At 64.5% G+C, this 20,132-nt stretch carries 21 protein-coding genes; 13 read left to right on the forward strand and 8 right to left on the reverse strand.

Features of this window, described 5'->3' with window-relative positions:
* Positions 1-2: 2 nt before the first annotated feature.
* Positions 3-1,493 carry a succinyl-CoA:acetate CoA-transferase ScpC gene (gene scpC / locus ACWFUC_RS05115; RefSeq protein ID WP_489624276.1) on the reverse strand — a complete coding sequence of 497 codons (1,491 nt, stop codon included), beginning with the start codon at positions 1,491-1,493 and terminating at the stop codon, positions 3-5.
* 183 nt (positions 1,494-1,676) lie between these two features.
* On the opposite strand from scpC, the gene ACWFUC_RS05120 reads away from it, so the two are divergent.
* The 3 genes from ACWFUC_RS05120 (at position 1,677) to ACWFUC_RS05130 (ending at position 6,211) form a co-directional block, all read left to right on the forward strand.
* Entirely contained in the window at positions 1,677-2,576 is a 900-nt protein-coding gene (locus tag ACWFUC_RS05120; protein ID WP_489624277.1) for a LysR substrate-binding domain-containing protein, read from the forward strand.
* 176 nt (positions 2,577-2,752) lie between these two features.
* The gene (locus ACWFUC_RS05125) at positions 2,753-4,996 is read left to right on the forward strand and encodes an FUSC family protein (RefSeq protein ID WP_489624278.1); all 2,244 of its coding nucleotides are present in this window, start codon (positions 2,753-2,755) and stop codon (positions 4,994-4,996) included.
* Positions 4,997-5,083: 87 nt separating this feature from the next.
* Positions 5,084-6,211 (forward strand): mechanosensitive ion channel family protein, encoded by a 1,128-nt coding sequence (locus tag ACWFUC_RS05130; RefSeq protein ID WP_121037321.1) that lies wholly within the window; start codon positions 5,084-5,086, stop codon positions 6,209-6,211.
* Between the two features lie 92 nt (positions 6,212-6,303).
* Here the strand turns inward: ACWFUC_RS05130 and ACWFUC_RS05135 are convergent, their stop codons facing one another.
* On the reverse strand, positions 6,304-6,594 hold the full coding sequence (locus tag ACWFUC_RS05135) for a DUF4148 domain-containing protein (RefSeq protein WP_489624279.1): 291 nt from the start codon (positions 6,592-6,594) through the stop codon (positions 6,304-6,306).
* Positions 6,595-6,812: 218 nt separating this feature from the next.
* On the opposite strand from ACWFUC_RS05135, the gene ACWFUC_RS05140 reads away from it, so the two are divergent.
* Complete coding sequence (locus tag ACWFUC_RS05140; RefSeq protein WP_489624280.1) at positions 6,813-7,061, forward strand: hypothetical protein; 249 nt, start codon at positions 6,813-6,815, stop codon at positions 7,059-7,061.
* Between the two features lie 29 nt (positions 7,062-7,090).
* On the opposite strand, the gene ACWFUC_RS05145 is transcribed toward ACWFUC_RS05140, so the two are convergent.
* Together ACWFUC_RS05145 and ACWFUC_RS05150 are read right to left on the reverse strand one after the other, a co-directional pair.
* Positions 7,091-7,381: a DUF4148 domain-containing protein gene (locus ACWFUC_RS05145; RefSeq protein ID WP_034332278.1), complete on the reverse strand. Its 291-nt coding sequence runs from the start codon at positions 7,379-7,381 to the stop codon at positions 7,091-7,093.
* 563 nt (positions 7,382-7,944) lie between these two features.
* Entirely contained in the window at positions 7,945-8,349 is a 405-nt protein-coding gene (locus tag ACWFUC_RS05150) for a DUF4148 domain-containing protein (protein WP_489624281.1), read from the reverse strand.
* Between the two features lie 481 nt (positions 8,350-8,830).
* On the opposite strand from ACWFUC_RS05150, the gene ACWFUC_RS05155 reads away from it, so the two are divergent.
* Positions 8,831-9,574, forward strand: a complete 744-nt coding sequence (locus ACWFUC_RS05155; RefSeq protein WP_134137633.1) for a glutamine amidotransferase — start codon at positions 8,831-8,833, stop codon at positions 9,572-9,574.
* Between the two features lie 4 nt (positions 9,575-9,578).
* Here ACWFUC_RS05155 and ACWFUC_RS05160 read toward each other — a convergent pair whose 3' ends face one another.
* On the reverse strand, positions 9,579-10,505 hold the full coding sequence (locus ACWFUC_RS05160; RefSeq protein ID WP_489624282.1) for a LysR family transcriptional regulator: 927 nt from the start codon (positions 10,503-10,505) through the stop codon (positions 9,579-9,581).
* Positions 10,506-10,655: 150 nt separating this feature from the next.
* On the opposite strand from ACWFUC_RS05160, the gene ACWFUC_RS05165 reads away from it, so the two are divergent.
* Together ACWFUC_RS05165 and ACWFUC_RS05170 are read left to right on the forward strand one after the other, a co-directional pair.
* Complete coding sequence (locus ACWFUC_RS05165) at positions 10,656-11,675, forward strand: zinc-dependent alcohol dehydrogenase family protein (RefSeq protein WP_489624283.1); 1,020 nt, start codon at positions 10,656-10,658, stop codon at positions 11,673-11,675.
* A 344-nt stretch (positions 11,676-12,019) separates the two neighbouring features.
* Positions 12,020-12,376, forward strand: coding sequence for a flagellar biosynthesis protein FlhF (locus ACWFUC_RS05170; RefSeq protein ID WP_034332285.1), 357 nt, complete (start codon positions 12,020-12,022; stop codon positions 12,374-12,376).
* A gap of 84 nt (positions 12,377-12,460) precedes the next feature.
* Here the strand turns inward: ACWFUC_RS05170 and ACWFUC_RS05175 are convergent, their stop codons facing one another.
* On the reverse strand, positions 12,461-13,729 hold the full coding sequence (locus ACWFUC_RS05175; protein ID WP_489625518.1) for an MFS transporter: 1,269 nt from the start codon (positions 13,727-13,729) through the stop codon (positions 12,461-12,463).
* Positions 13,730-13,878: 149 nt separating this feature from the next.
* Here ACWFUC_RS05175 and ACWFUC_RS05180 point away from each other — a divergent pair, with 149 nt between their 5' ends.
* On the forward strand, positions 13,879-14,778 hold the full coding sequence (locus tag ACWFUC_RS05180) for a LysR family transcriptional regulator (RefSeq protein WP_209534901.1): 900 nt from the start codon (positions 13,879-13,881) through the stop codon (positions 14,776-14,778).
* A 14-nt stretch (positions 14,779-14,792) separates the two neighbouring features.
* Here the strand turns inward: ACWFUC_RS05180 and ACWFUC_RS05185 are convergent, their stop codons facing one another.
* Complete coding sequence (locus ACWFUC_RS05185; RefSeq protein WP_252697518.1) at positions 14,793-15,269, reverse strand: hypothetical protein; 477 nt, start codon at positions 15,267-15,269, stop codon at positions 14,793-14,795.
* 248 nt (positions 15,270-15,517) lie between these two features.
* On the opposite strand from ACWFUC_RS05185, the gene ACWFUC_RS05190 reads away from it, so the two are divergent.
* Genes ACWFUC_RS05190 through ACWFUC_RS05205 form a run of 4 tightly spaced genes read left to right on the forward strand, consistent with a single transcriptional unit; the run spans position 15,518 to position 18,103 of the window.
* A complete protein-coding gene (locus ACWFUC_RS05190; protein ID WP_134220994.1) occupies positions 15,518-15,703 on the forward strand; it encodes a hypothetical protein in 186 nt (61 codons plus the stop codon).
* 47 nt (positions 15,704-15,750) lie between these two features.
* Positions 15,751-15,996 (forward strand): FeoA family protein, encoded by a 246-nt coding sequence (locus ACWFUC_RS05195; protein ID WP_034332290.1) that lies wholly within the window; start codon positions 15,751-15,753, stop codon positions 15,994-15,996.
* Complete coding sequence (gene feoB, locus ACWFUC_RS05200) at positions 15,993-17,819, forward strand: ferrous iron transporter B (protein ID WP_489637475.1); 1,827 nt, start codon at positions 15,993-15,995, stop codon at positions 17,817-17,819. Before ACWFUC_RS05195 ends, feoB begins: the two co-directional genes overlap by 4 nt.
* Entirely contained in the window at positions 17,816-18,103 is a 288-nt protein-coding gene (locus ACWFUC_RS05205; RefSeq protein ID WP_121037291.1) for a DUF6587 family protein, read from the forward strand. Before feoB ends, ACWFUC_RS05205 begins: the two co-directional genes overlap by 4 nt.
* A gap of 33 nt (positions 18,104-18,136) precedes the next feature.
* Here ACWFUC_RS05205 and ACWFUC_RS05210 read toward each other — a convergent pair whose 3' ends face one another.
* Positions 18,137-19,342 carry a threonine ammonia-lyase gene (locus ACWFUC_RS05210; RefSeq protein WP_489624285.1) on the reverse strand — a complete coding sequence of 402 codons (1,206 nt, stop codon included), beginning with the start codon at positions 19,340-19,342 and terminating at the stop codon, positions 18,137-18,139.
* A gap of 360 nt (positions 19,343-19,702) precedes the next feature.
* On the opposite strand from ACWFUC_RS05210, the gene ACWFUC_RS05215 reads away from it, so the two are divergent.
* Positions 19,703-20,059, forward strand: coding sequence for a hypothetical protein (locus tag ACWFUC_RS05215; RefSeq protein ID WP_489624286.1), 357 nt, complete (start codon positions 19,703-19,705; stop codon positions 20,057-20,059).
* The last annotated feature ends 73 nt before the right edge of the window (positions 20,060-20,132 follow it).

Genomic DNA, 20,132 nt, shown 5'->3' on the forward strand with positions numbered 1-20,132 from the left:
AATCAGTCCAGCCGCATGGTCTTGTGGCTGGCGTAGTGCTGATGCCATGTGAAGGCTTCTGCCAGCAGATGCGGCGTATGGCCACCGGCCCGGCAGGCGCGTTCGAAGTAGTCGCGCAGCTGCGGCCGGTAATCCGGATGGCAGCACTGCTCGATCACCTTCACCGCGCGCTCGCGCGGTGCCAGGCCGCGCAGGTCGGCCAGGCCCCATTCGGTGACCAGCACGTCCACATCATGTTCGCTGTGGTCCACATGCGAGACCATGGGCACCACGCTGGAAATGGCCCCGTCCTTGGCTACCGACTTCGACACGAAGATCGATAGCTGTCCGTTGCGCGCAAAGTCGCCCGAGCCGCCGATGCCATTCATCATGTGGGTGCCGCCCACGTGGGTGGAATTGACGTTGCCGTAGATATCGAATTCGAGCGCGGTATTGAGTCCGATGATGCCCAGTCTGCGCACCAGTTCCGGATGATTGCTGATCTCCTGCGGACGCAGCACCAGCTTGTCGCGATAGCGATCCAGGTTGGCCAGGAAATGCGCATACTTGGCCTGCGACAGCGTGATCGAGGAGGCCGAGGCAAAAGACAGCTGGCCCGAGTCGAGCAGATCAATGGCGCTGTCCTGCAGCACTTCCGAATACATCACCAGATTGCGGAACGGTGACTCCACCAGCCCGTGCAGCACCGCATTGGCGATCGTGCCGATGCCTGCCTGCAGTGGCGCCAGCGTATGCGGCAGACGTCCGGCTTCCACTTCGCATTCGAGGAAATGGATCACGTGACGCGCAATGGCCCGCGTCTCATCGTCCGGCGGCAGCACCGAGGAGGGGCTGTCGGGCGTCTCGGTGAGCACGATGGCCACCACCTTTTCCGGATCGAAGGGAATGGTCGGATGGCCGATGCGATCGCCCGCTGCCGTCAGCGGGATGGGTTTGCGCTCGGGTCGTGCGGCCGGCAGGTAGATGTCGTGCAGGCCCTCCAGCGCCAGCGGCATGCTGGTGTTGAGTTCGATCACGATATGCCGCGCCTGCTCCACGAAGCTGGCCGAATTGCCGACCGACATGGTCGGTACGATACCCTCTTCGGTAATCGCCGCAGCTTCGATGACGGCGATGTCGACGCGCGAGGGCGTGCCGCTGCGCAATTGTTCGGCCGTCTCCGAGAGATGCTGGTCGATGAACATGACCTCGCCCGCATTGATCTTCCTGCGCAGTGTGGGATCAACCTGGAACGGCAAGCGTCGCGCCAGCAGGCCGGCCTCGGCCATCAGGCCATCGCTGCCATTGCCCAGAGAGGCCCCGGTGATGACGGTGAAATGCAGCTCTTCCTGCGCGGCGCGGTCGGCCAGCGCGCGTGGCATGGCCTTGGCGTCACCGGCGCGGGTAAAGCCGCTCAGGCCGATGGTCATGCCGTTGTGGAAGAAGGTGGCCGCCTCGGCGGCGGACATGACTTTGCCGGCCAAGGCGGGCTGGCGAATGCGCTGGCTATCCATGAGAGTGTGCTCCTGCTCGGGTTCTTTAGGGAGTGAGAAGTGCATCCATGACGGACTTCTTGCATCTTGTTTGTCCCAAGTATAGGAGCCGGCAGGTATGCACTGTATGATTAAAATTCCGCCGTTCCAGTCGGAAAATGCATACTTCCCTGCCACCCTGAAACACCGCCGAAAGCCGCTGCCATGGACATCCGCGCCCTGCGCTACTTCACCGAGACGGTCCGCCTGGCCAGCTTCAGCCGCGCCGCCGATGCCTTGCACGTGACCCAGTCCACCGTGAGCAAGATGGTGCGCCAGCTGGAAGACGAGGTTGACGCCCCGCTGCTGGTGCGCGATGGCCGCCGCCTGCAGCTCACCGATACCGGGCGCGTGGTGTATGAGCAGGGCCAGCAGATCCTGGCCTCGATGCAGCGCCTGGATGCCGAGGTGCGCGATACCAAGGCGCTGCGCTGCGGCCGTCTGGAGATCGGCATCCCGCCCATGATCAACATCCTCTGCACCCCGGTGCTGAAGGCCTTCCGCGAACGCCATCCCGAGATCGCCATCGTCCTGAAGGAAGACACCGGCCCGCAGATCGAAGAACGCGTGGCCAATGGCGAACTGGAAATCGGCATGACGGTCCTGCCCGCTGATCCGGAACTGGAACTGCAGACCCTGCCGGTGGCGCGCTATCCCATGTGGGCCGTGGCCCAGGCCGGCCGCTTCCAGAAGAACCGCGCCACCCTGCGCTGCGCCCAGCTCGATGGCATGCCGCTGGTGCTGCTCAACAACGAGTTCGGCCTCACCCGCAGCCTGCGCGGCATGTTCGGGGAATTGGGCATCCGGCCCGAGATCGTGGCCCAGAGCGCCCAGTGGGACTGGCTGGTGGCCATGGCCCTGGCCGGCATGGGGGCGGCGCTGCTGCCCGAACCCTTCATCCACCGCCTCGCCACCGACCAGCTGCAGGCGGTGCGGCTGGTGGAGCCGGAAGTGCAATGGCAGGTCGCCTATGTCACACGCGGCGGCGGGTATCTCTCGCATGCGGCGCGGGCGTGGATGGCCTTGAGCGAGGAATTGTTTGCGGGTGGCCGCGTGCACAGGTAAAGAGAAAAGAGCGTACCGGAGCGCCTCGGTGCAAAAAGCGTCAGCATTCCATTTTGGAATGGAATCGGTGAATTTAAGTCATGCCATGAATACGCCCTGATTCCTATACTGGCCCTGCCGATACCTGCCGCCCCTCCTCACTCGTGAATTCGGAACCGGAATGACGTCTTGACGCCGTGAGTGCGCAGGTGTCGGCACTCTCCACGAGTGCCCTGCCCTCCTCCACCTGCCCGCTCGCCAGCACGATCATGCCGCCGCTCTTGTCGTCGCGTTTTTCCGTCCGTTTTTCCCTCTACCGATTCCTGCTGCTGCACTACTGCCGCCGCTGCCGCACCCGTGTCGAGCGCTGGCGCCTGCAGTTCCCGCTGCGTCACGCCAACCTCTCCGAGGGCCTGCGTGCGGCCTGTGGGGCGGCAGCCATGCTGCTGCTGGGCGAGTGGCTGGGCAATCCCCTGTTCTCGTGGGCGGCCATCGGGGCCTTCCTGACCAGCCTGGCCGACAGCGCCGGTTCCAATCGCGCGCGCCTGGCCTCCATGGGCGGCTTCGCGCTGGCCTCGACGCTGGGCGGCATGATCGCCGCCAGCGCCGCCGGCTGGCGCGTGGAAGCGGGTTTGCTGACCATCATGGCCTGCGCCGGCGTGGCCGGCTTCTCGCGCATCTACGGGGCCGCAGCGGGTCTGGTGCTGATGCTGGCGGCGGGCGTCTCGGCCATCATGGCCGACGCGCCGGTGGTGCTGTGGCCGCTGGCGCAGAGCCATGTCCTGATCTATTTCGCCGGTTGCCTGTGGGCGCTGCTGCTGGGCTTGACGGTGTGGCGCATCCACCCCTTCGCCCCGGCGCGCCAGGCGGTGGCACGCGCCTATGGCACGCTGGCCGAGCTGGCCGCCCTCGCGGCCGAGACCGATGCCGCCGATCCCGCCTATGCCGTGCATGCCGCCGATCTGGCGGCCCACACCCGCCGCCATGCGCGCTTCGATCTGGCCGCCGCCCATCGCACACTCGATGCGGTGGCGGTCGAACGCACCGAGTCCCGTCGCCTCTACGAAAATCTGCTGGTGCGGCTGGCGCGCGCCGACGCTCTCCTCGATGGCATCACCGTGCTGGCCGACCTGCAGCTGACGCATTATCAGCCCCTGCGAGCGCGCTTGCGCAGTGCCCGCGTGCTGGGTGCGATTGCGCGCCAGCTGCAGGCCATGCAGCGCGAGATGCAGCGCGGCGAGGCGATTGCCGCCGATGAAGATGCGCGCATCATGCTGCGCCTGCGCCAGCTGGTGGCGCGCCTGCCCAGCGGCACCGGGCGGCTGTTGCAGCAGCTCGATACCCCGCTGGCCCTGGGCGCGGACGATCCGGCCCGCCTCAAGCAGGCCGCCCGCGCCGGACATCAGGCGCGCCACGGCATGTCTGCCCTGCTGCACCGCCTGCGCGCACTGGGGCGCAAGGCCGCGCTGCACGTGCGCGCCGGATCGGCGGAATGGCATCACGCCTGGCGCTGCGCGGCAGCGGCCGGGGCGACCTACCTCATCGTGCATCTGCTGGAATTGCCCTTCGGCTACTGGGCCACCATGGCCACCATGCTGGTCATGCAGCCCAGCATTGCCGACAGCTGGTCGCGCAGCATGGAGCGCGCCGTCGGCAGCGTGGTCGGCGGCGCGCTGGCCGTGGCCGTCTGCCTGGTGGTGCATTCGCCGCTGGGGCTGGCGCTGCTGGTGTTCCCGCTGACGGTACTGACGATGGCGCTGCGCCCGGTGAGCTATGGGCTGTATGCGACTTTTCTCACGCCGGTATTCGTGCTGGTGGCCGATGTCGGTGGCGATCCCGCGCATGAGCTGGCCAATGCCGCGCTGCGCGCGGGGAACAATGTCATCGGCGCGCTGGTGGCGGTGCTGGCCAGTTACCTGTTCTGGCCGCGCCGCCACGAGGCCGATCCGCAGGGCCAGTTGCGCACCATGGCCGGTCTCAATCTGGCCTATCTGACGGCGGCACTGGCGGTGCACGACACGGCAGCCGACAAGGCCCGCCTGTCGTCGCTGCATGCGCATCGCCGCGCGGCCTGCGTGGCCAACGTCGAGGCCGGTCTGCTGTTGCAACGCCTGGCGCGTGAACGCGGCTGGCCCGAACGCGATCACGGGCGCGGCCGCACGGCGGTGGCCCTGTCGCGCCGCCTGGCTGCGGCGGCCAGCCATCTGTGGGCGCATCCGCAGCCGGTCGAAGCGTCCCTGCCAGCCTGGCTGCTTGCCCTGGCGCAAGCCCTGCAGGCGCAGGATGGGGCCGCATTGCACGCCCTCACGCGCCAGCGGCCGGCGCCGGTTGAGCTGGCCCAGGCGGCGGCGGTGGAAACCGCCTGCCTGCTGGTGGCGGCGCTGGAGGCCACGGCAGCCGCCGGATCAGTCGCATCAGCCGGGCCCCTGCCAGAAAATTGACGGAAACAAATTCCCCCATCCCTGTTCGAACCGGAAAAAGCGCCCCGCGCGTACCGCTTCAACAACACTCTGGATGGAAGGAAACGGATGAGCCTGGATCTCGATTTTCTGTACAACATGAACGAGGGGCCGCTGCGCTCCGGCCTGATCGTATTGGGCGTGGCCCTGGTGGCGGTGGTCGTCGGCATCGTCCTGCATCGCATGGGCATCGCCCTGGTGCGACGCCTGGCGCGCGGCCGGCCCTTTACCACCACTGCCACGACCGTCACCTTCAATGCCAGCCGTACCTGCGTGATCCTCTTCATGCTGCGCCTGGTGCTGGCCGGTGCGCCGGACAATACCCCCGGCCTCACGCGCATCTCCTACCTGACCTCGGTGGCCTTCATCCTGGCGCTGACCTGGTTCCTCATGCGCTGCGTGAAATCGGTCAGCACCACGGTGGTCAACCTCAATCCCTATGATGTGGCCGACAACCTCAAGGCACGCCGCATCCTCACCCAGACCCGCGTGCTCTCGCGCAGTGCCTACTTCATCATCGCCCTGCTGGGCCTGGCCTTCGTGCTGCTGACCTTGCCCGGTGCGCGCCAGTTCGGTGCCAGCCTGCTGGCCTCGGCCGGGGTGGCCGGTATCGTCGCCGGTATCGCGGCCAAGCCGGTGCTGGGCAATTTCTTCGCCGGCCTGCAGATTGCCTTCTCGCAACCGATCCGCATCGATGACGTGCTCATCGTGAAGGGGGAATGGGGCCGTGTGGAAGAGATCACGGGCACCTTCGTCGTGGTCAGGATCTGGGATGAGCGGCGCATGATCGTGCCGCTGCAATGGTTCATCGAGAATCCCTTCGAGAACTGGACCCACACCTCCTCCACCATCCTCGGCACGGTCTTCCTGTGGCTGGATTTCGCCGTGCCGACGAACGCCATCCGCGCCGAATTCGAGCGCGTCTGCCAGACCCTGCCGCTGTGGGACAAGCGCGTCTGCGTGATGCACGTGACCGATACCAGCGAACGCAACATGCAGATCCGCCTGCTGGTCTCGGCCCGGGATTCGGGCTCGGCCTTCGACCTGCGCTGCCAGATCCGCGAGCACATGATCGGCTTCATCGCCAGCAATTATCCGGAAGCCCTGCCCCGCCTGCGCGCCGAGGTATCGTCGCGCAACCAGCCTGAGGCACTGGACACCATCATCGATGGCGCGCCGGGAGAGAAAACCGGCTGAACAAAACGAAGCGGGCCGCACTTGCGTGGGGCCCGCCTGGAGGGGAATCTGGCGCGCCGGCTGGTCCGGGGCGCCTTTTTTGCGACCGCAACTTACTGATTCGAGATGGCCAGCTCGCCATTGGCGCGGGCCTGGACCAGTTCGGCGCGGACTTCATCACGGCTCTTGCCGGAAGCCACGGCCTTCACGTCCTGGTCACGATCACTCACCAGCAGCTGGCCATTGGCACGGGCCTGTTGCAGCTCGGCTACGACATCGGCGCGGGTCTTGGTGGAGACGAAACGGGTTTCAGCGGGGTATTGGGCTTCAGCCATGGCAGCACCGACGGCGGTGGTCAGCAGCAGGCCGGCAAACAGGTTCTGGGCAATGTTCCTGGTGTTCATGATGGGTTCCTTTTTCGTGAGAGAGGATGCGCACGTCAACCCGTTCCGGTGGTGGTGGATCAGTCATCGCGTGCTGTCATCTTGGTACCCAGTTTAGGGAAACACGGCACCGGGAAAAAGGTGAAAAACCGGAATTCATTGTTCCGAAAAATACTAACAATTCGATTTCTTCAGCGATCCCCTCGTGGTCACATGCATGACTGATAAATGAGAGCCAAATGGTCGAGGCAGTCGCGCAAGAAAACTTAGAAACAGGAATGGACGTTTCTAAGACTTTGTTGCACCAGAAACTAAGTAAATGGGACTGCATGCTGTTCCACAAAAATGGCCAGCAAACGATGAAGAGAGGAATGCGGAAGCGCAAAGGCAGGCGGGCAAGATTACCGGCGACCGAGGGGAGAGAACGTCGCTTTCATGAGGCCCGCCTGGGGAGAAACGCTGGCACCGGCGAGGCCGGTGCGAAGTGATGCCGATACGGAGACTGATGCGTCAGGGCTTACTGGTTGGAGATGGCCAGTTCACCATTGTTGCGAGCCTGGACCAGTTCGGCGCGCACTTCGTCGCGAGTCTTGGCGGAGGCCACGGCCTTGACGTCCTGGTCACGGTCGGTCACCAGCAGCTGGCCGGTGGCGCGGGCTTGCTGGAGTTCGGCGATGACTTCGGCGCGGGTCTTGGTGGAGACGAACTTGGTGTCGGGGACGCGCGAGGCTTCAGCCATGGCGGTACCGACGGCGGTGGTCAACAGCAGGCCGGCGAAGAGATTCTTTGCAATGTTCTTGGTGTTCATGATCGTTCCTTGGTGAGTGAGGAGATGAGCACGTCAACCTGGGCCGACGTTGGTGGTTCAGTCGTTGTGTGCTGTCATCTTGGAATCCAGTGTAGGCATCTGCAGCAAATCGATAAAGAGGCCAAAACGGAATTCATCATTCCGAAATCCAGAACAAGCGGATGCAGAAAAACTTATAACTTGATATTCGCAAAACTTATAAATGCAAAAGTCAAAATTTAAGTTTTATGACAGTCTTGAAATTGTCGTTTGAAGTGCTTCTTCATAGGAGAAATGCCCTTCGAGACGAGGCAAATCGTCTTGCAGAAAACTTAGAAAATGGAATGAATGGAGCAGGCAGATTCGTGGTGGCGAAATCGCATCCATGCAGATCTGCAGAGGCCTGTTGAAGACGGGGGGCCGCAGGCAGGAAAGGCAGGCGGGCCGCACTACCGGCGACCGAGGGGAGAGAACGTCGCTTTCATGAGGCCCGCCTGGGGAGAGACTGTCGCACCGGGATCGCCGGTGCGTTTGCTGCGGCCCTGGCCTGGCGCGTAGGCCGGGTCAGGACGGGATGGTGCGGGTTACAGCGAAGGTGCCTGGGTGTTGCTGACGGCGGTGCCGTCCTGGCGGGCTTGTTGCAGCTCTTGCTGCACCTGCGCGCGGGTCAGGGTCGAGTGGAAAGGCTTTTCCACCGGATATTGATCGCTCACCAGCAGTTCACCATTGGCGCGGGCTTGCTTGAGCTCGGCGACCACGTCGGCGCGGGTCTTGGTGGAGACGAAGGGCTTGTCGACCGGATATTGGTCGGTGACCAGCAGCTCGCCGTTGGCGCGGGCCTGTTGCAGGTCGGCGATCACTTCAGCGCGGCTCTTGGTCGAGACGATCCGGGTCTCGGCAGGATACGGTGCCTCGGCCATGGCGGCGCCAACGGCGGAGGTGAGCAGCAGACCGGCAAACAGGTTCTTGGCAATATTCTTGGTGTTCATGATCGTTCCTTTGTGAGTAAGAAGATGAGCACTGCAACCTGTGACTACCCTTGTGGTTCAGTCGTTGTGTGCTGTCATCGTGGAACCCAGTTTAGGGATTTCCGCCGCCGGGAAAAACCGGATAAAGCGGAATACATCATTCCAGAAACGCGAACAATCAGTTTTTTCGAGGCTGTACCGTCGATTTTACGTCGCAACTGCACACGGGATTTTGACAAGAATTTGCATTTCTTCTTCTTGGATATTGGGATCAAGTTGTTGATTTAAAAGGGTTAAGACGAAATTTCTTTCATATCTGCCTTTTAGCTGGCCCTCCATCTTTTGCGCCGCCGCAAAGCTTTTTCTATTTCATCAATAGAGAATACCAATGACTTGTTCAACTATTTTGAGCAAGTTTTTCAGGCAGACGCTGTATACGTTACGATATAGCGAAGCCGGGTTCGCCAGCTTTTCCCTTCATATCACTCACAGGACCAGCCCGATGAAAACCGCCCTCGCCCTGCGTCACGTTGCCACCGAAGACCTGGGCCAGCTGGCCCCGCTGCTCACTGCCGGCGGTTACCAGATCCGCTATTTCGATGTCGGGGTGGAGTCCTTCATCGACGTTTCGCCGCTGGATGCCGAGCTGGTCATCGTGCTGGGCGGCCCGGTAGCGGTGTATGACAGCGAGTCCTATCCCTGGCTGCGCGCGGAAGTGGCGTGGCTGCGGGCACGCTTGCTGGAAGATCTGCCGACGCTGGGCATCTGTCTCGGCGCGCAGCTGATGGCGGCGGCCTTGCATGCGCGGGTGTACCCGGGCAGCTGCGGCAAGGAGATTGGCTGGGCCAGCCTGCAGGCGGGCCAGCATCTGGCCGAGACCCCCTGGCTGCAGGAACTGGTGGAACAGCAGACCCCCGTGCTGCACTGGCACGGCGACACCTTCGACCTGCCGCCGGGGGCGCGTCATCTGGCGTCGTCGGCGCTGTATCCCAACCAGGCTTTCGCCTGGGGGCGACATGGGCTGGCGCTGCAGTTCCATCCCGAGGTGGACATGCGCACGGTCGAACACTGGCTGGTGAGCCACGCCCACGAGATCGCCCACACCCGCAACCTCAGCCTGGCCACCCTGCGCGCCGATGCCCAGCGCCATGGCCGCCAGTTCGAGCGGGCGGTACGGCGCTTTTGGCAAGGCTGGCTGGAGAGCCTGCCCGCTCAGTCCCCGGCAGCGGAACAACGCCGCGCCTGAGGCCTCAGCGCGCGGCGGCCGCGGTGATCTTGCGACGGTCGACCCGCAGCAGCGGCGGCAGCGCTGCGGCCAGCGCATCGATCACGGTGCGCACGCGCAGCGGCAAGTGGCGCGTGGGCGGCCAGGCCAGGTGCATGTCGATGGTGGCGAAGGAAGCTTCGGGCATCAGCTTCACCAGCCGGCCGGCCTTCAGGTGGTCGCGGATGAGCCAGCACGGCAGGTGGGCCAGCCCGGCCCCGGCGACGGTGGCATCGGCAATGGCTTCCAGATCGTCGAAACGCAGCCGGCTGCTGACGGTGGCGATGCGCACTTCGCCCGTTTCATCGCGGATGGGCCAGCCGCTGGTCTTGCCGTAGAGGATGCCGTGATGCCGCGCCAGATCCTTGAAGTGGCGCGGCCGGCCATGCTGCGCGAGATAGTCCGGCGAGGCATACAGCATCATGGTCTGCGCGCCCATCCTGCGGGCGACCAGGTCACTGGTGTCGGGCATGGGACCGCTGCGCAGGACCAGGTCCACCCCCTCTGCGATCAGATCCACACGGCGGTCCGTGAAGGAGGCCACGATGTCCAGCTGCGGCCAGCGCCGCGCCAGTTCCACCAGCACCGGGGCCACGCACAGTCGGCCGAACAGGACTGGTGTGCTGATGCGCACCTGGCCAGCGGGCTCGCGCTGGCCATCGCCGACCAGTGCCTGGGCGCTTTCCAGTTCTTCCAGTGCGCGCAGGCAGCGTTCATAGTAGGCGCGTCCCTCGGCGGTCAGGCTCTGGCTGCGCGTATTGCGCTGGAACAGGCGCACGCCCACCCGTTCTTCCAGCCGCGCAATGCTCTTGCCGACCGCCGAGCGCGTCAGGTGCAGGCGTTCTGCCGCGCGAATGAAACTGCCCGCCTCCACCGCCTGAATGAAGACCGAGATGCCGCTGAAGCTGTCCATTTGTTTCCTCTGAGGCCTGCGAACTTGTCCGCAGTGCCAGGTGATTGGTGAATCTGATTCTACAAGCAAGAGAAAAAAGTCCGCCACAAGCCGGGGCGCAATTTTTCTACACTGGCGCTCTTCTTTTTCTCTCGATCATCAGGAGCCACCATGGACCACACCATGCGCCGCTGGCATCTCGGCCAGTTCGGCAAGCAACACCTGCAATTGCAGACCGTCGCCATTCCCCGGCCTGGCCCCGGCCAGATCCTGGTTCGCGTGGCCGCCGTCGCCCTCAACTATCGTGACAAGATGAACATCGACAACGGTACCGGCGGCGCGCAGGTGCAGCCGCCCTTTACGCCCGCTTCCGACATGGCCGGCGAGGTGGTGGCGGTGGGAGACGGTGTGCAGTGTTTCATTGCGGGCCAGCGCGTGATCTCCACGTTCTGGGGCGGCTGGCTCGATGGTCCCTGGCCGCAGGGCACGCTGGCACTGGGCGCGCCCGGTCCCGGCATGCTGGCCGAGTACGTGCTGCTGCAGGAAGACTGGGCCGTCGCCGCGCCATTGCACTTGACGGATGCGCAGGCCAGCACCCTGCCCTGCGCCGGCCTCACGGCGTGGATGGCGCTGGTGGAGCAAGGTCACTTGCACGCCGGGCAGACGGTGGTGCTGCAAGGCACGGGCGGCGTGGCGCTGTTCGGTGTGCAACTGGCGGCGGCGCATGGCGCGCGCACCATCCTCCTCTCGGGCGATGCCGGCAAGCTGGAACGCGCACGGGCGCTGGGTGCCACGCACGGCCTGCTGCGCAGCCAGCATCCGGAATGGCAGCACGAGGTGCGGGCCCTGACGGAAGGACGGGGTGCCGATCATGTGCTGGAACTGGTGGGCGGCGAGAACATCGGGCGCTCGCTGCAGGCCCTCAGGCAAGGCGGCCGCTTGTCGGTCATCGGCTTGCTGGGCGATGCGCAGTTGCAGACTTCGATCTTTCCGTTGCTACTGGGCCGCCACACCATTCAGGGCATCGGCGTGGGACACCGCCGTGCGCTGGAAGACCTGGTGCGTGCCGTGGATCACCTGCGCCTGGTGCCGGTGGTGGAACAGGAATATGGATTCGCGCAGTTGCCCGAGGCACTGGCGCATCTGGAGCGTGGGCCCTTCGGCAAGGTGGTGGTGCGCGCGGATTGCTGAACGAAGCTGCCGTGATGCCCGCCGGAAAGTGAGTACAAGCCTTGCCGGGCGGGCAGTTCCCGCTTGTTACGATTGCTTGCAACGCTCACTGACGCTTGCACTTTCCTCCGAACCTTGTTGTGCGGGATGCGTTCAGAGCTTCACGCATGACGCAAATGGAGCTGAGCGGCAGGTCACGAAACCGCTCATCAATTTGCGGCATCGGGGAAGCTGAGAATCAGACCTTGTCCGACATAGCGCAACAGCAAGCCTGCCTATAGTGATGGACATGGATCAACGATCCAGCGCCCCGACCTTACTGAAAGCCTCGGGCTTTTTGATAAACACAACGCAAGGAGGTAAGCATGAAGACTCGTCACATCCTGATTTCGTCCCTGTTCATGGCCCTGGCCGGTAGCGCCATGGCCCAGAATGCACCGACCAACGGCAACGCCGTGGGTGCTGCACCGACTGCGCCGATGAGCGCCACCGCGACCACGCCGTCGGCTGTGCCGTCGAACGACCCGTTCGTTCAAAAGCGTCAGGCTGATGCCGACGCCAAGGCCGAGTACAAGGCGCAGAAGAAGGCTGCCAAGCAGGAGTACAAGGCCGACAAGAAGGCCGCCAAGGCCCAGTTGAAGCAGGAAAAGAAGGACTCCACTGCCCAGCGCAATGAAGCCCTGGCCACTTCGCCGGCCACCCCGACTGACAAGACTCCGTAATTTGACAGACTGAGGTCTTGAGGATTATCCCCGGCTGCGGCCGGGGATTTTTTTTTGTCCGGGTCTTCTTGCCTGGTGGCCTTTTCAATTGCGTCCCTGCCGCCACAGACGCCGCGCCAGCCAGGCCGCCGTCATCACCTGCAACAGCATGAAGGCGGCCACCGCATTCCAGCCCGAGTGTTCCCAGAACCAGCCACCGGCCGAACCGAGGACACTGCCGCCCAGGTAGTAGGACAGCAGATAGAGCGAGGCCGCATGGCCGCGGCCGCTGCTGGCCATGCGCCCGACCCAGCTGCTGGCGGCCGAATGCGTGGTGAAGAAACCGATGGTCAGCAGCACGATGCCCGTGATCACCAGCGCCAGTGAGGAGGTGCAGGTCAGGAACAGTCCGGCGCACGAGGTGGCGATGCCGGCCGCCACCAGCGGTGCGCGGCCATAGCGGTCGGCCAGCGCGCCGGCCCAGGAAGAGGACACGATGCCGAAGATGTAGGCGCTGAAGATCAGCCCGGTCAGTGTGGCCGAGAGCGAGAACGGCGGGCTCATCAGACGGAAACCCGCATAGTTGTAAGACGTGGCGAAGATGCCCATGTTGAGCGCCGCGATGCCGAAGGTCAGCGGCAGGCGCGCATGGCCCAGATGGCGCTTCCACAGCGCGACGTGATCGCGCAACTGCATCGTGCCGTTGCGCACGAAGTTGCGCGAGGCCGGCAGCATCAGCACGAAGGCCACCGCCAGCGCCAGATCCAGCGCGCCGATGGCCAGCATGGCATGACGCCAGCCGATGTGCTCGGACATGGTGCTCATTGCTACCCGCCCCACCATCCCGCCAAAGGCATTGCCGCCCACATACAGCCCCATCGCATAGCCCAGCCCGCTGGCATCGATTTCTTCCGCGAGGTAGGCCATCGCCACCGCCGGTACGCCACCCAGTGCGATGCCCTCCACCGCACGCACCACCAGGATCAGCTCCCAGTTTGGTGCCACCCCGGCCAGCAGGTTGCAGCAGGCCGCGGTGGCCAGCGAGGCGAACATCAGTTCCTTGCGGCCATAGCGTTCCGACACCATGCCCGCCAGCAGAATCGACACCGCCAGAAAACCGGTCGACAGCGAGAGTGCCAGCGATGCGCTCGCGGCACCGATGCCGAATTCCTGCGCGAAGGCGGGCAGCAGCGGCTGCACGCAATACAGCAGCGAGAACGTGGCGAAACCGGAACAGAACAAGGCCAGTACGATGTTGCGATAGGCGGCTGATCCGCGCACGGCCCCGCGCGGCAGAACGGTGGCGGGTTGCTTGACCGGCTTGCCGTGGAGGGCGCTGCTGCCGGTGGTGGAGGTATCGGAGACGGACTGCATGGCGATGCGCGCGCCAGGGATGGGCCGGCGCACGGGGTGTGTTGTGGAGGGAGGCAGTCTGGAATAATTCGGCTATCTTGTCCAATATATGGCACCCACGCTTGCCATCTATAAAACAGATATCAGCCACTCTTCACAGGGCGCCCGACATGGAACTCCGACACCTCCGCTATTTCCTGGCCGTGGCCGAACAGCGCAGTTTCACGCGCGCCGCCGAGAAGGTCGGCATCGGCCAACCGCCGCTGTCGATGCAGATCAAGGATCTGGAAGCCGAGATCGGCGGTGCCCTCTTCCTGCGCACCTCGCACGGCGTGGAGCTGTCCGAGGTCGGCCGCGTGTTCCTGCCGCACGCACAGAAAGCGGTGGACGATGCCGAGCAGGCCTTGCGTGCCGCGCAGCAGGCGGCCAGCGGCGAAGTGGGTTTGTTGCGCATGGGATTTACTTCGTCGGCGGTATTTCATCCACTGGTGTCGCACGCCTTGCAGCAATTCCGCGAACGCCATCGCAAGCTGGAAATTTCCCTGAGTGAAGGCATCACCGAACAGCTGCTGGCCGATATTGCTGCCTCACAGCTGGATGCGGCCTTCGTGCGCATCGTCACCACGCCCTCGGCGGAGCTGGGCGTGGTCGAGCTGCCGGCGGAAAAACTGAAGGTGGCGCTGCCGCGTTCGCATCCGCTGGCGCGGCGCAAGTCGCTGCACTTGCAGGATCTGGCCGGGGAGAATTTCATCATGGTCCCGCGCGGCAAGGGCTCGGCACTCTATGACAACATCTTCAGCGCCTGCCAGGCGGCCGGCTTCGATCCGCAGGTGATCCAGCTGGCCCCGCAACTGACCTCGGCCATCAATCTGGTGGCCGCGGGGCTGGGCATCTCCATCGTGCCCGAGGCGATCGAACAGGTGCAGCTGGCCCAGGTGCGCTATATCGACATCCGCGAGCCGGCACCGCGCGCGCAGCTGTCGCTGGCCTATCACCGGCAGTCGATTGCGGCCTCGCGCTTTGCGGCGCACTTGCAGCGTTCGCTCAAGCGCAGCGCGCCGGACAAGTGAGTTGAATAAACGTCCTAGTTGGACTTGAAGCGCCCCAGCACCGAGTTGGCCTGGCGCAGGAAGGCGCGCGGATGCGCCTCCACCAGCAGTTCCAGCGCGGGCAGCATGCGCTCCAGCGCGATGGTCAGCGCGATGTCGCTGATCTCCTCGCCCCACAGCACCTTCTGCACGAAGGCGGCCGGGCCGATCTCGGCGATCAGGCTCATGCTCATCTGGCGTTCCAGGGTGTCGGTGCGCGGCCCGAAGGTCTCGTCGAAGATGCGCAGGATGGCATCTTCCAGGTCTACCGAGGGGGATGGATGGGCGGGGCTGGCATCGGCCTCGTCATCCTGGCTGCTGACTCCTGAGGGTGACGGGGCAATGGGTGCGGGCCTCTGGCTGTTGTCGATCAGTGCGCTGGCCTCGCCGGCCATGCGGCTCAGTTGCTGTACGTGCAGCGTCAATGCGCTGATTTCAGCCAGCAACGTGCGCAGCGGCATCGGCTGCGGCATGTCGGATCCGGCGGGCCCTGCTGGATGTGGAATCATCTTGTTGTTGTCACTCAGGCCGCCAGGCCTGGTCCCGTGCAAGCTGCTTGAATCGATCGCACCGGCCTGGCCACCCCCACGCGGCCCTTCCGGCTCCCAGTCATCCGGCCTGCGCAGCCGGTCATGCGTTTCCCTGCGGAAACAAAAATAAGTATAGTGCGCTGCAAAAATTTACGCATGGAAATTTCAACGGGCTTCGGCGAAGAAGCGACATGATTGCCGAAATTATTGTTCAGATGATAAAAGAAAATGATGAAGTTGCGTTTCTTTCATTATCTTTAATCCAACACTTTGGAGAGGATTGCGCGGCGGTCGCTGCGGCATATCGCCGCAGCCGCGTCGGACAAGGCCGGGCGGGGCGCTGCCGGTCAGCAGCCGTCAGGCGTTCATCAGGGTGAAGGAATATAATGAGAATCGTTCCTGAATCCTGATCAGAAGAAAAACCATGCGTCTTACTGAACTAGCCAAGGGGGTCGGTGCCATCGTCGACCAGGTGACTGACCTTCAACCCGCCGATGCCGTGGCCGCGCGCCTGCGCGACCTCGGTTTCGTGCGCGGTGAACCGGTGCGGGTGGTGGCCAGCGCGCCCTTTGGCGGCGATCCCATCGTGGTCCAGATCGGCTCGACGCGATTTGCCCTGCGCCGTGCCGAAGCCGAGCGCGTGACGCTGGCTGCGGGAGCGGCGGCATGAGCAGCGCCGCCCTCAACATCGCCCTGGTGGGCAATCCCAATTGCGGCAAGACCGCCCTCTTCAACCAGCTGACTGGCGCGCGCCAGAAGGTCGCCAACTACGCGGGCGTGACCGTGGAGCGCAAGTCGGGTGCCTTCACCGCCCCTTCCGGACGCCATGTACGTGTGATGGACCTGCCGGGCGCTTACAGCCTGCAATCGGTGAGCCCTGATGAACGCGTGACGCAGGCGGTGCTGGCCGGCCGCTATCCCGGCGAGACGGTGCCGGACCTGATCGTCTGCGTGGCCGATGCCACCAACCTGCGCCTGCACCTGCGCTTCGTGCTGGAGGTGCGCCGCCTGGGCCGGCCCATGGTGCTGGCGCTGAACATGATGGATGCAGCCGCCCGGCGCGGTATCCGCATCGACGTGGCGGCGCTGTCGCAGCGCCTGGGCATGCCGGTCGTCGAGACCATCGCGGTCAGGCGCGGCGGCACGCGCGCGCTGGTGGCGGCCATCGATACGCAGGCCCCCGTGCCCTCCCCGGCCGCCGGAGAACCGGATGACTTGCACGTGGAAGTGCGCGCCCTGCTGGCCGATACCGTGGTGATGCCGGCCCCGACCGACCGCCGCGATGATGCGATCGACCGCGTGGCCCTGCATCCTGTGTTCGGGGTGCTGTTGCTGGCGCTGACCATGTTCCTGGTGTTCCAGGCGGTATATGCCATCGGCAAGCCCATGACGGACGCCATTGCCGATGGTTTCGGCACGCTCGGCGGCGTGGTCGGCGAGTGGCTGCCGGAGGGGCCCTTGCGCGGGCTGGTCACCGATGGCCTGCTGGCCGGGCTGGGCACGGTGCTGGGTTTCCTGCCGCAGATCCTGGTGCTGTTTTTCTTCATCCTGCTGCTGGAGGAGTCCGGGTACCTGCCGCGCGCGGCCTTCGTGCTGGACAAGCTGATGGTCTCGGTGGGCTTGTCGGGACGTTCCTTCATTCCCCTGCTTTCCAGCTTCGCCTGTGCCATTCCCGGCATCATGGGCACGCGCAGCATCACCGATCCGCGTGACCGGCTGGCGACCATTCTGGTCGCGCCGCTGATGACCTGTTCGGCGCGCCTGCCGGTGTATGCCCTGCTGATCGGTGCCTTCATTCCGCATCGTCCGGTGCTGGGGATCTTCAATCTGCAAGGGCTGGCGCTGTTCTGTCTCTATGTGGCGGGGATTGCCGCCGCCATGTTGGTGGCCTGGGTGGCCAAGCGCATCGGCAATGCGCGCCAGGAGCGCGCGCTGTTGATGGAGCTGCCTTCCTATCGCCTGCCGAATGGGCGCGATATCGCGCTGGGCCTGTGGGAACGCGGTGCCATCTTCCTCAAGCGCCTGACCGGCGTGATGCTGGCGCTGACGGTGCTGATGTGGGCCATCTGCACCTTCCCCTCGGCACCGGAGGGCGCGACCCGCGCCGCCATCGATTATTCCATCGCCGGTTATATCGGCCACAGCCTGCAAATGCTGTTCGCTCCGCTGGGCTTCAACTGGCAGATCAGCCTGTCGCTGATCCCCGCCTTCGCCGCGCGGGAGACCGCCGTGGCCACGCTGGCCACCGTCTATGCGGTGGGCGGTGAAGAAGGCGCGGCGCTGCAAAGCGCGCTGGCTGCGCACATCTCGCTGGCCAGTGCGCTGTCGCTGATGGTGTGGTTCGCCTTTGCGCCGCAGTGCATGTCCACGCTGGCCATCATCCGCCGCGAGACGCAGTCCTGGCGCATGGTGGCGCTGTCCTTCGGCTACATGTTCGTACTGGCCTATGCCGCGTCCTTCCTGACCTACAACATCGCGAGGTGGCTGGCATGAATCACACGCTGTGGTGGCAATACGCGGTCATTGCCGCGCTGGTCACGGCCAGTGCGCTCTACATGCTGCGCAAGCTGGCACCCTCGGCAAGCTGGCGCTGGCAGGCGCGGCTGGCGAGCTGGCTGATGCGTCGTCGTGCGGGGATGTGGCAGGCACTGGGCCGGCGCTGGTTGCCGCCCGCCAAAAGCGGGGGCTGTGGCGGCGGTGCGTGTGATGGCTGTGGCGATAGCGGTGATGCCCTGCCGCCGCTGGAACAGAAGATCCGGTTCCATCGCCGCCGCTGAACCCGAGATCCGGCGCGGCGGCGAGGCCTGCGGTCAGTGCAGCTCTTCGGCCTCGAAGCCGGCCGCGCGCAAGGCTTGCAGCACCTGGGCCAGATGCGGACGGCCACGGGTTTGCAGCACCAGTTCGATATCCACGTTTTGCGCGGCCAACAGCGTAAAGGCGCGTTGATGGTGCACTTCGTCGATGTTGGCACCAGCCTCGGCGACGATGCCGGTGATGCGCGCCAGCGTGCCGGGCACGTCGCGTGAACTGACCTTGACGCGGGCCAGCCGTCCGGCGCGCACCATGCCGCGTTCGATGATGGCCGTCAGCAACAGCGGATCGATGTTGCCGCCCGACAGCACCAGCCCCACGCGCTTGCCACGGAAGCGGTCCGGATAGCGCACCAGCGCGGCCAGTCCGGCGGCACCCGCCCCTTCCACCAGGGTCTTTTCGATTTCCAGCAGCATCAGCACGGCCTGTTCGATATCGCCTTCATCGACCAGCAGCAGCTCGTCGGCTTCGCGCGCGATGATGGCGCGGGTGAGTGTGCCGGGTGTGCCGACCGCGATGCCTTCGGCGATGGTGCTGGCGCCCACCGGGTGCTCGGTCCCCTTGACGGCATTGACCATGGTCGGGAAGCGGCGCGTCTGCACGCCCACGATCTCGATCTCCGGCTTGATGGCGCGCGCGGCCACGGCCATGCCGGCCAAGAGGCCACCGCCGCCGATGGAGACCACCAGGCAATCCAGGTCCGGTACGGCCTTCATCATCTCCAGCGCGACCGTGCCTTGCCCGGCGATGATGGCTTCGTCGTCGTAGGGGTGGACGAAGGTCAGGCCCTCTTTTTCGGCCAGCTCGTAGGCATGGGTGCGGGCCGCTTCCAGGGTGTCGCCATGCAGCACGACATTGGCACCGAAGCCGCGTGTACGTTCGATCTTCACGCCGGGCGTGAAGCGCGGCATCACGATGGTGGCTGGCAAGCCCAGCCGCTGTGCGTGATAGGCCACGCCTTGTGCATGGTTGCCCGCCGACATGGCGACCACGCCGCGCGCACCGCCTTCGCTGGTGGCGACGTCGACCATCTTGTTGCAGGCACCGCGTTCCTTGAAGGAGGCGGTGAATTGCAGGTTTTCGAATTTCAGGAAGACCTGGGCGCCGACGATCTGGGACAGCGTGCGCGATTCCACACAGGGCGTCTCCAGGATCTGGCCTTGCAGCCGCAGGGCGGCGGCTTCGATGTCGTTGAGCGTTGTCATGCTGAGATTGTAGAGCCAATGGGATGATTTGTAGCAGTTCGGGCATGCAGCCGCTCAGGATGCCGCGAAAGCAAAGTCATGGGCCGTTCTGCTTGCAAATTCGAAAATCCGTCGCGTAATTTTTTGCCTGGCCGATGATAACCAGTACCTGAGCAATTGCAGTCCAGACAACACAAAATTTCTTTGCGAGTGGCCATTGAAGTCCGTCGCTGCGCCGACTAGAGTAAAGACTCGTCGCGCCGCCAGCTGCTTCCACCAGGAGACAACAGCCAGCGCGGATGCGGCACCCGGAAGTGGCGCGCGCCCTTCCTTCTCACGCAGATCCGAACAGTCTCAGCAGTTCTCACCCAGGAGATACCCATGAGCATGGCCACCCGGCAACCGGATGTCCGATCGTCCCCGCCCCTGCCCTTCAGTCCCCTCGTTCCCCCGCGCGAACGCGCGCGCTACCACCAGCGCACCACACCCCTGCTGTTGAAACTGGTGGAACTGGATCCGCGCGAAGTCGTGGACGGCATCATGACCCCCAATGGCTACCTGGCCGCCGAGGTCACGCCGGTGGGCCCGATGCGCGAGGCTTGCCCGCATTGCGAAGGCGTGGCGCTGCAGCTGGTGCTGCGGCATCACCATGTCAAGCGCAGCCATCTGTTTTGCCGCGTGTGCACGCGGGTGTATGACGCGTTGAACGAGAGCGGGCAGTCGGTGTTGACGGTGTGAAGCGAAGCATCCTCATGTGCAGGGCGCTGCTGGAAGGCAGCGCCCTGTTTTCATTGGGAGAATGCCTCCCCAT

It is taken from the genome of Herbaspirillum sp. Her4, assembly GCF_057961335.1.

Coding starts and splice junctions, on each gene's coding strand:
- scpC (WP_489624276.1), bottom strand. CDS start 1,493: ATGGATAGCCAGCGCATTCGCCAGCCCGCCTTGGCCGGCAAAGTCATG.
- ACWFUC_RS05120 (WP_489624277.1), top strand. CDS start 1,677: ATGGACATCCGCGCCCTGCGCTACTTCACCGAGACGGTCCGCCTGGCC.
- ACWFUC_RS05130 (WP_121037321.1), top strand. CDS start 5,084: ATGAGCCTGGATCTCGATTTTCTGTACAACATGAACGAGGGGCCGCTG.
- ACWFUC_RS05135 (WP_489624279.1), bottom strand. CDS start 6,594: ATGAACACCAGGAACATTGCCCAGAACCTGTTTGCCGGCCTGCTGCTG.
- ACWFUC_RS05140 (WP_489624280.1), top strand. CDS start 6,813: ATGGTCGAGGCAGTCGCGCAAGAAAACTTAGAAACAGGAATGGACGTT.
- ACWFUC_RS05145 (WP_034332278.1), bottom strand. CDS start 7,381: ATGAACACCAAGAACATTGCAAAGAATCTCTTCGCCGGCCTGCTGTTG.
- ACWFUC_RS05150 (WP_489624281.1), bottom strand. CDS start 8,349: ATGAACACCAAGAATATTGCCAAGAACCTGTTTGCCGGTCTGCTGCTC.
- ACWFUC_RS05155 (WP_134137633.1), top strand. CDS start 8,831: ATGAAAACCGCCCTCGCCCTGCGTCACGTTGCCACCGAAGACCTGGGC.
- ACWFUC_RS05160 (WP_489624282.1), bottom strand. CDS start 10,505: ATGGACAGCTTCAGCGGCATCTCGGTCTTCATTCAGGCGGTGGAGGCG.
- ACWFUC_RS05165 (WP_489624283.1), top strand. CDS start 10,656: ATGGACCACACCATGCGCCGCTGGCATCTCGGCCAGTTCGGCAAGCAA.
- ACWFUC_RS05170 (WP_034332285.1), top strand. CDS start 12,020: ATGAAGACTCGTCACATCCTGATTTCGTCCCTGTTCATGGCCCTGGCC.
- ACWFUC_RS05175 (WP_489625518.1), bottom strand. CDS start 13,729: ATGCAGTCCGTCTCCGATACCTCCACCACCGGCAGCAGCGCCCTCCAC.
- ACWFUC_RS05180 (WP_209534901.1), top strand. CDS start 13,879: ATGGAACTCCGACACCTCCGCTATTTCCTGGCCGTGGCCGAACAGCGC.
- ACWFUC_RS05185 (WP_252697518.1), bottom strand. CDS start 15,269: ATGCCGCAGCCGATGCCGCTGCGCACGTTGCTGGCTGAAATCAGCGCA.
- ACWFUC_RS05190 (WP_134220994.1), top strand. CDS start 15,518: ATGATTGCCGAAATTATTGTTCAGATGATAAAAGAAAATGATGAAGTT.
- ACWFUC_RS05195 (WP_034332290.1), top strand. CDS start 15,751: ATGCGTCTTACTGAACTAGCCAAGGGGGTCGGTGCCATCGTCGACCAG.
- feoB (WP_489637475.1), top strand. CDS start 15,993: ATGAGCAGCGCCGCCCTCAACATCGCCCTGGTGGGCAATCCCAATTGC.
- ACWFUC_RS05205 (WP_121037291.1), top strand. CDS start 17,816: ATGAATCACACGCTGTGGTGGCAATACGCGGTCATTGCCGCGCTGGTC.
- ACWFUC_RS05210 (WP_489624285.1), bottom strand. CDS start 19,342: ATGACAACGCTCAACGACATCGAAGCCGCCGCCCTGCGGCTGCAAGGC.
- ACWFUC_RS05215 (WP_489624286.1), top strand. CDS start 19,703: ATGAGCATGGCCACCCGGCAACCGGATGTCCGATCGTCCCCGCCCCTG.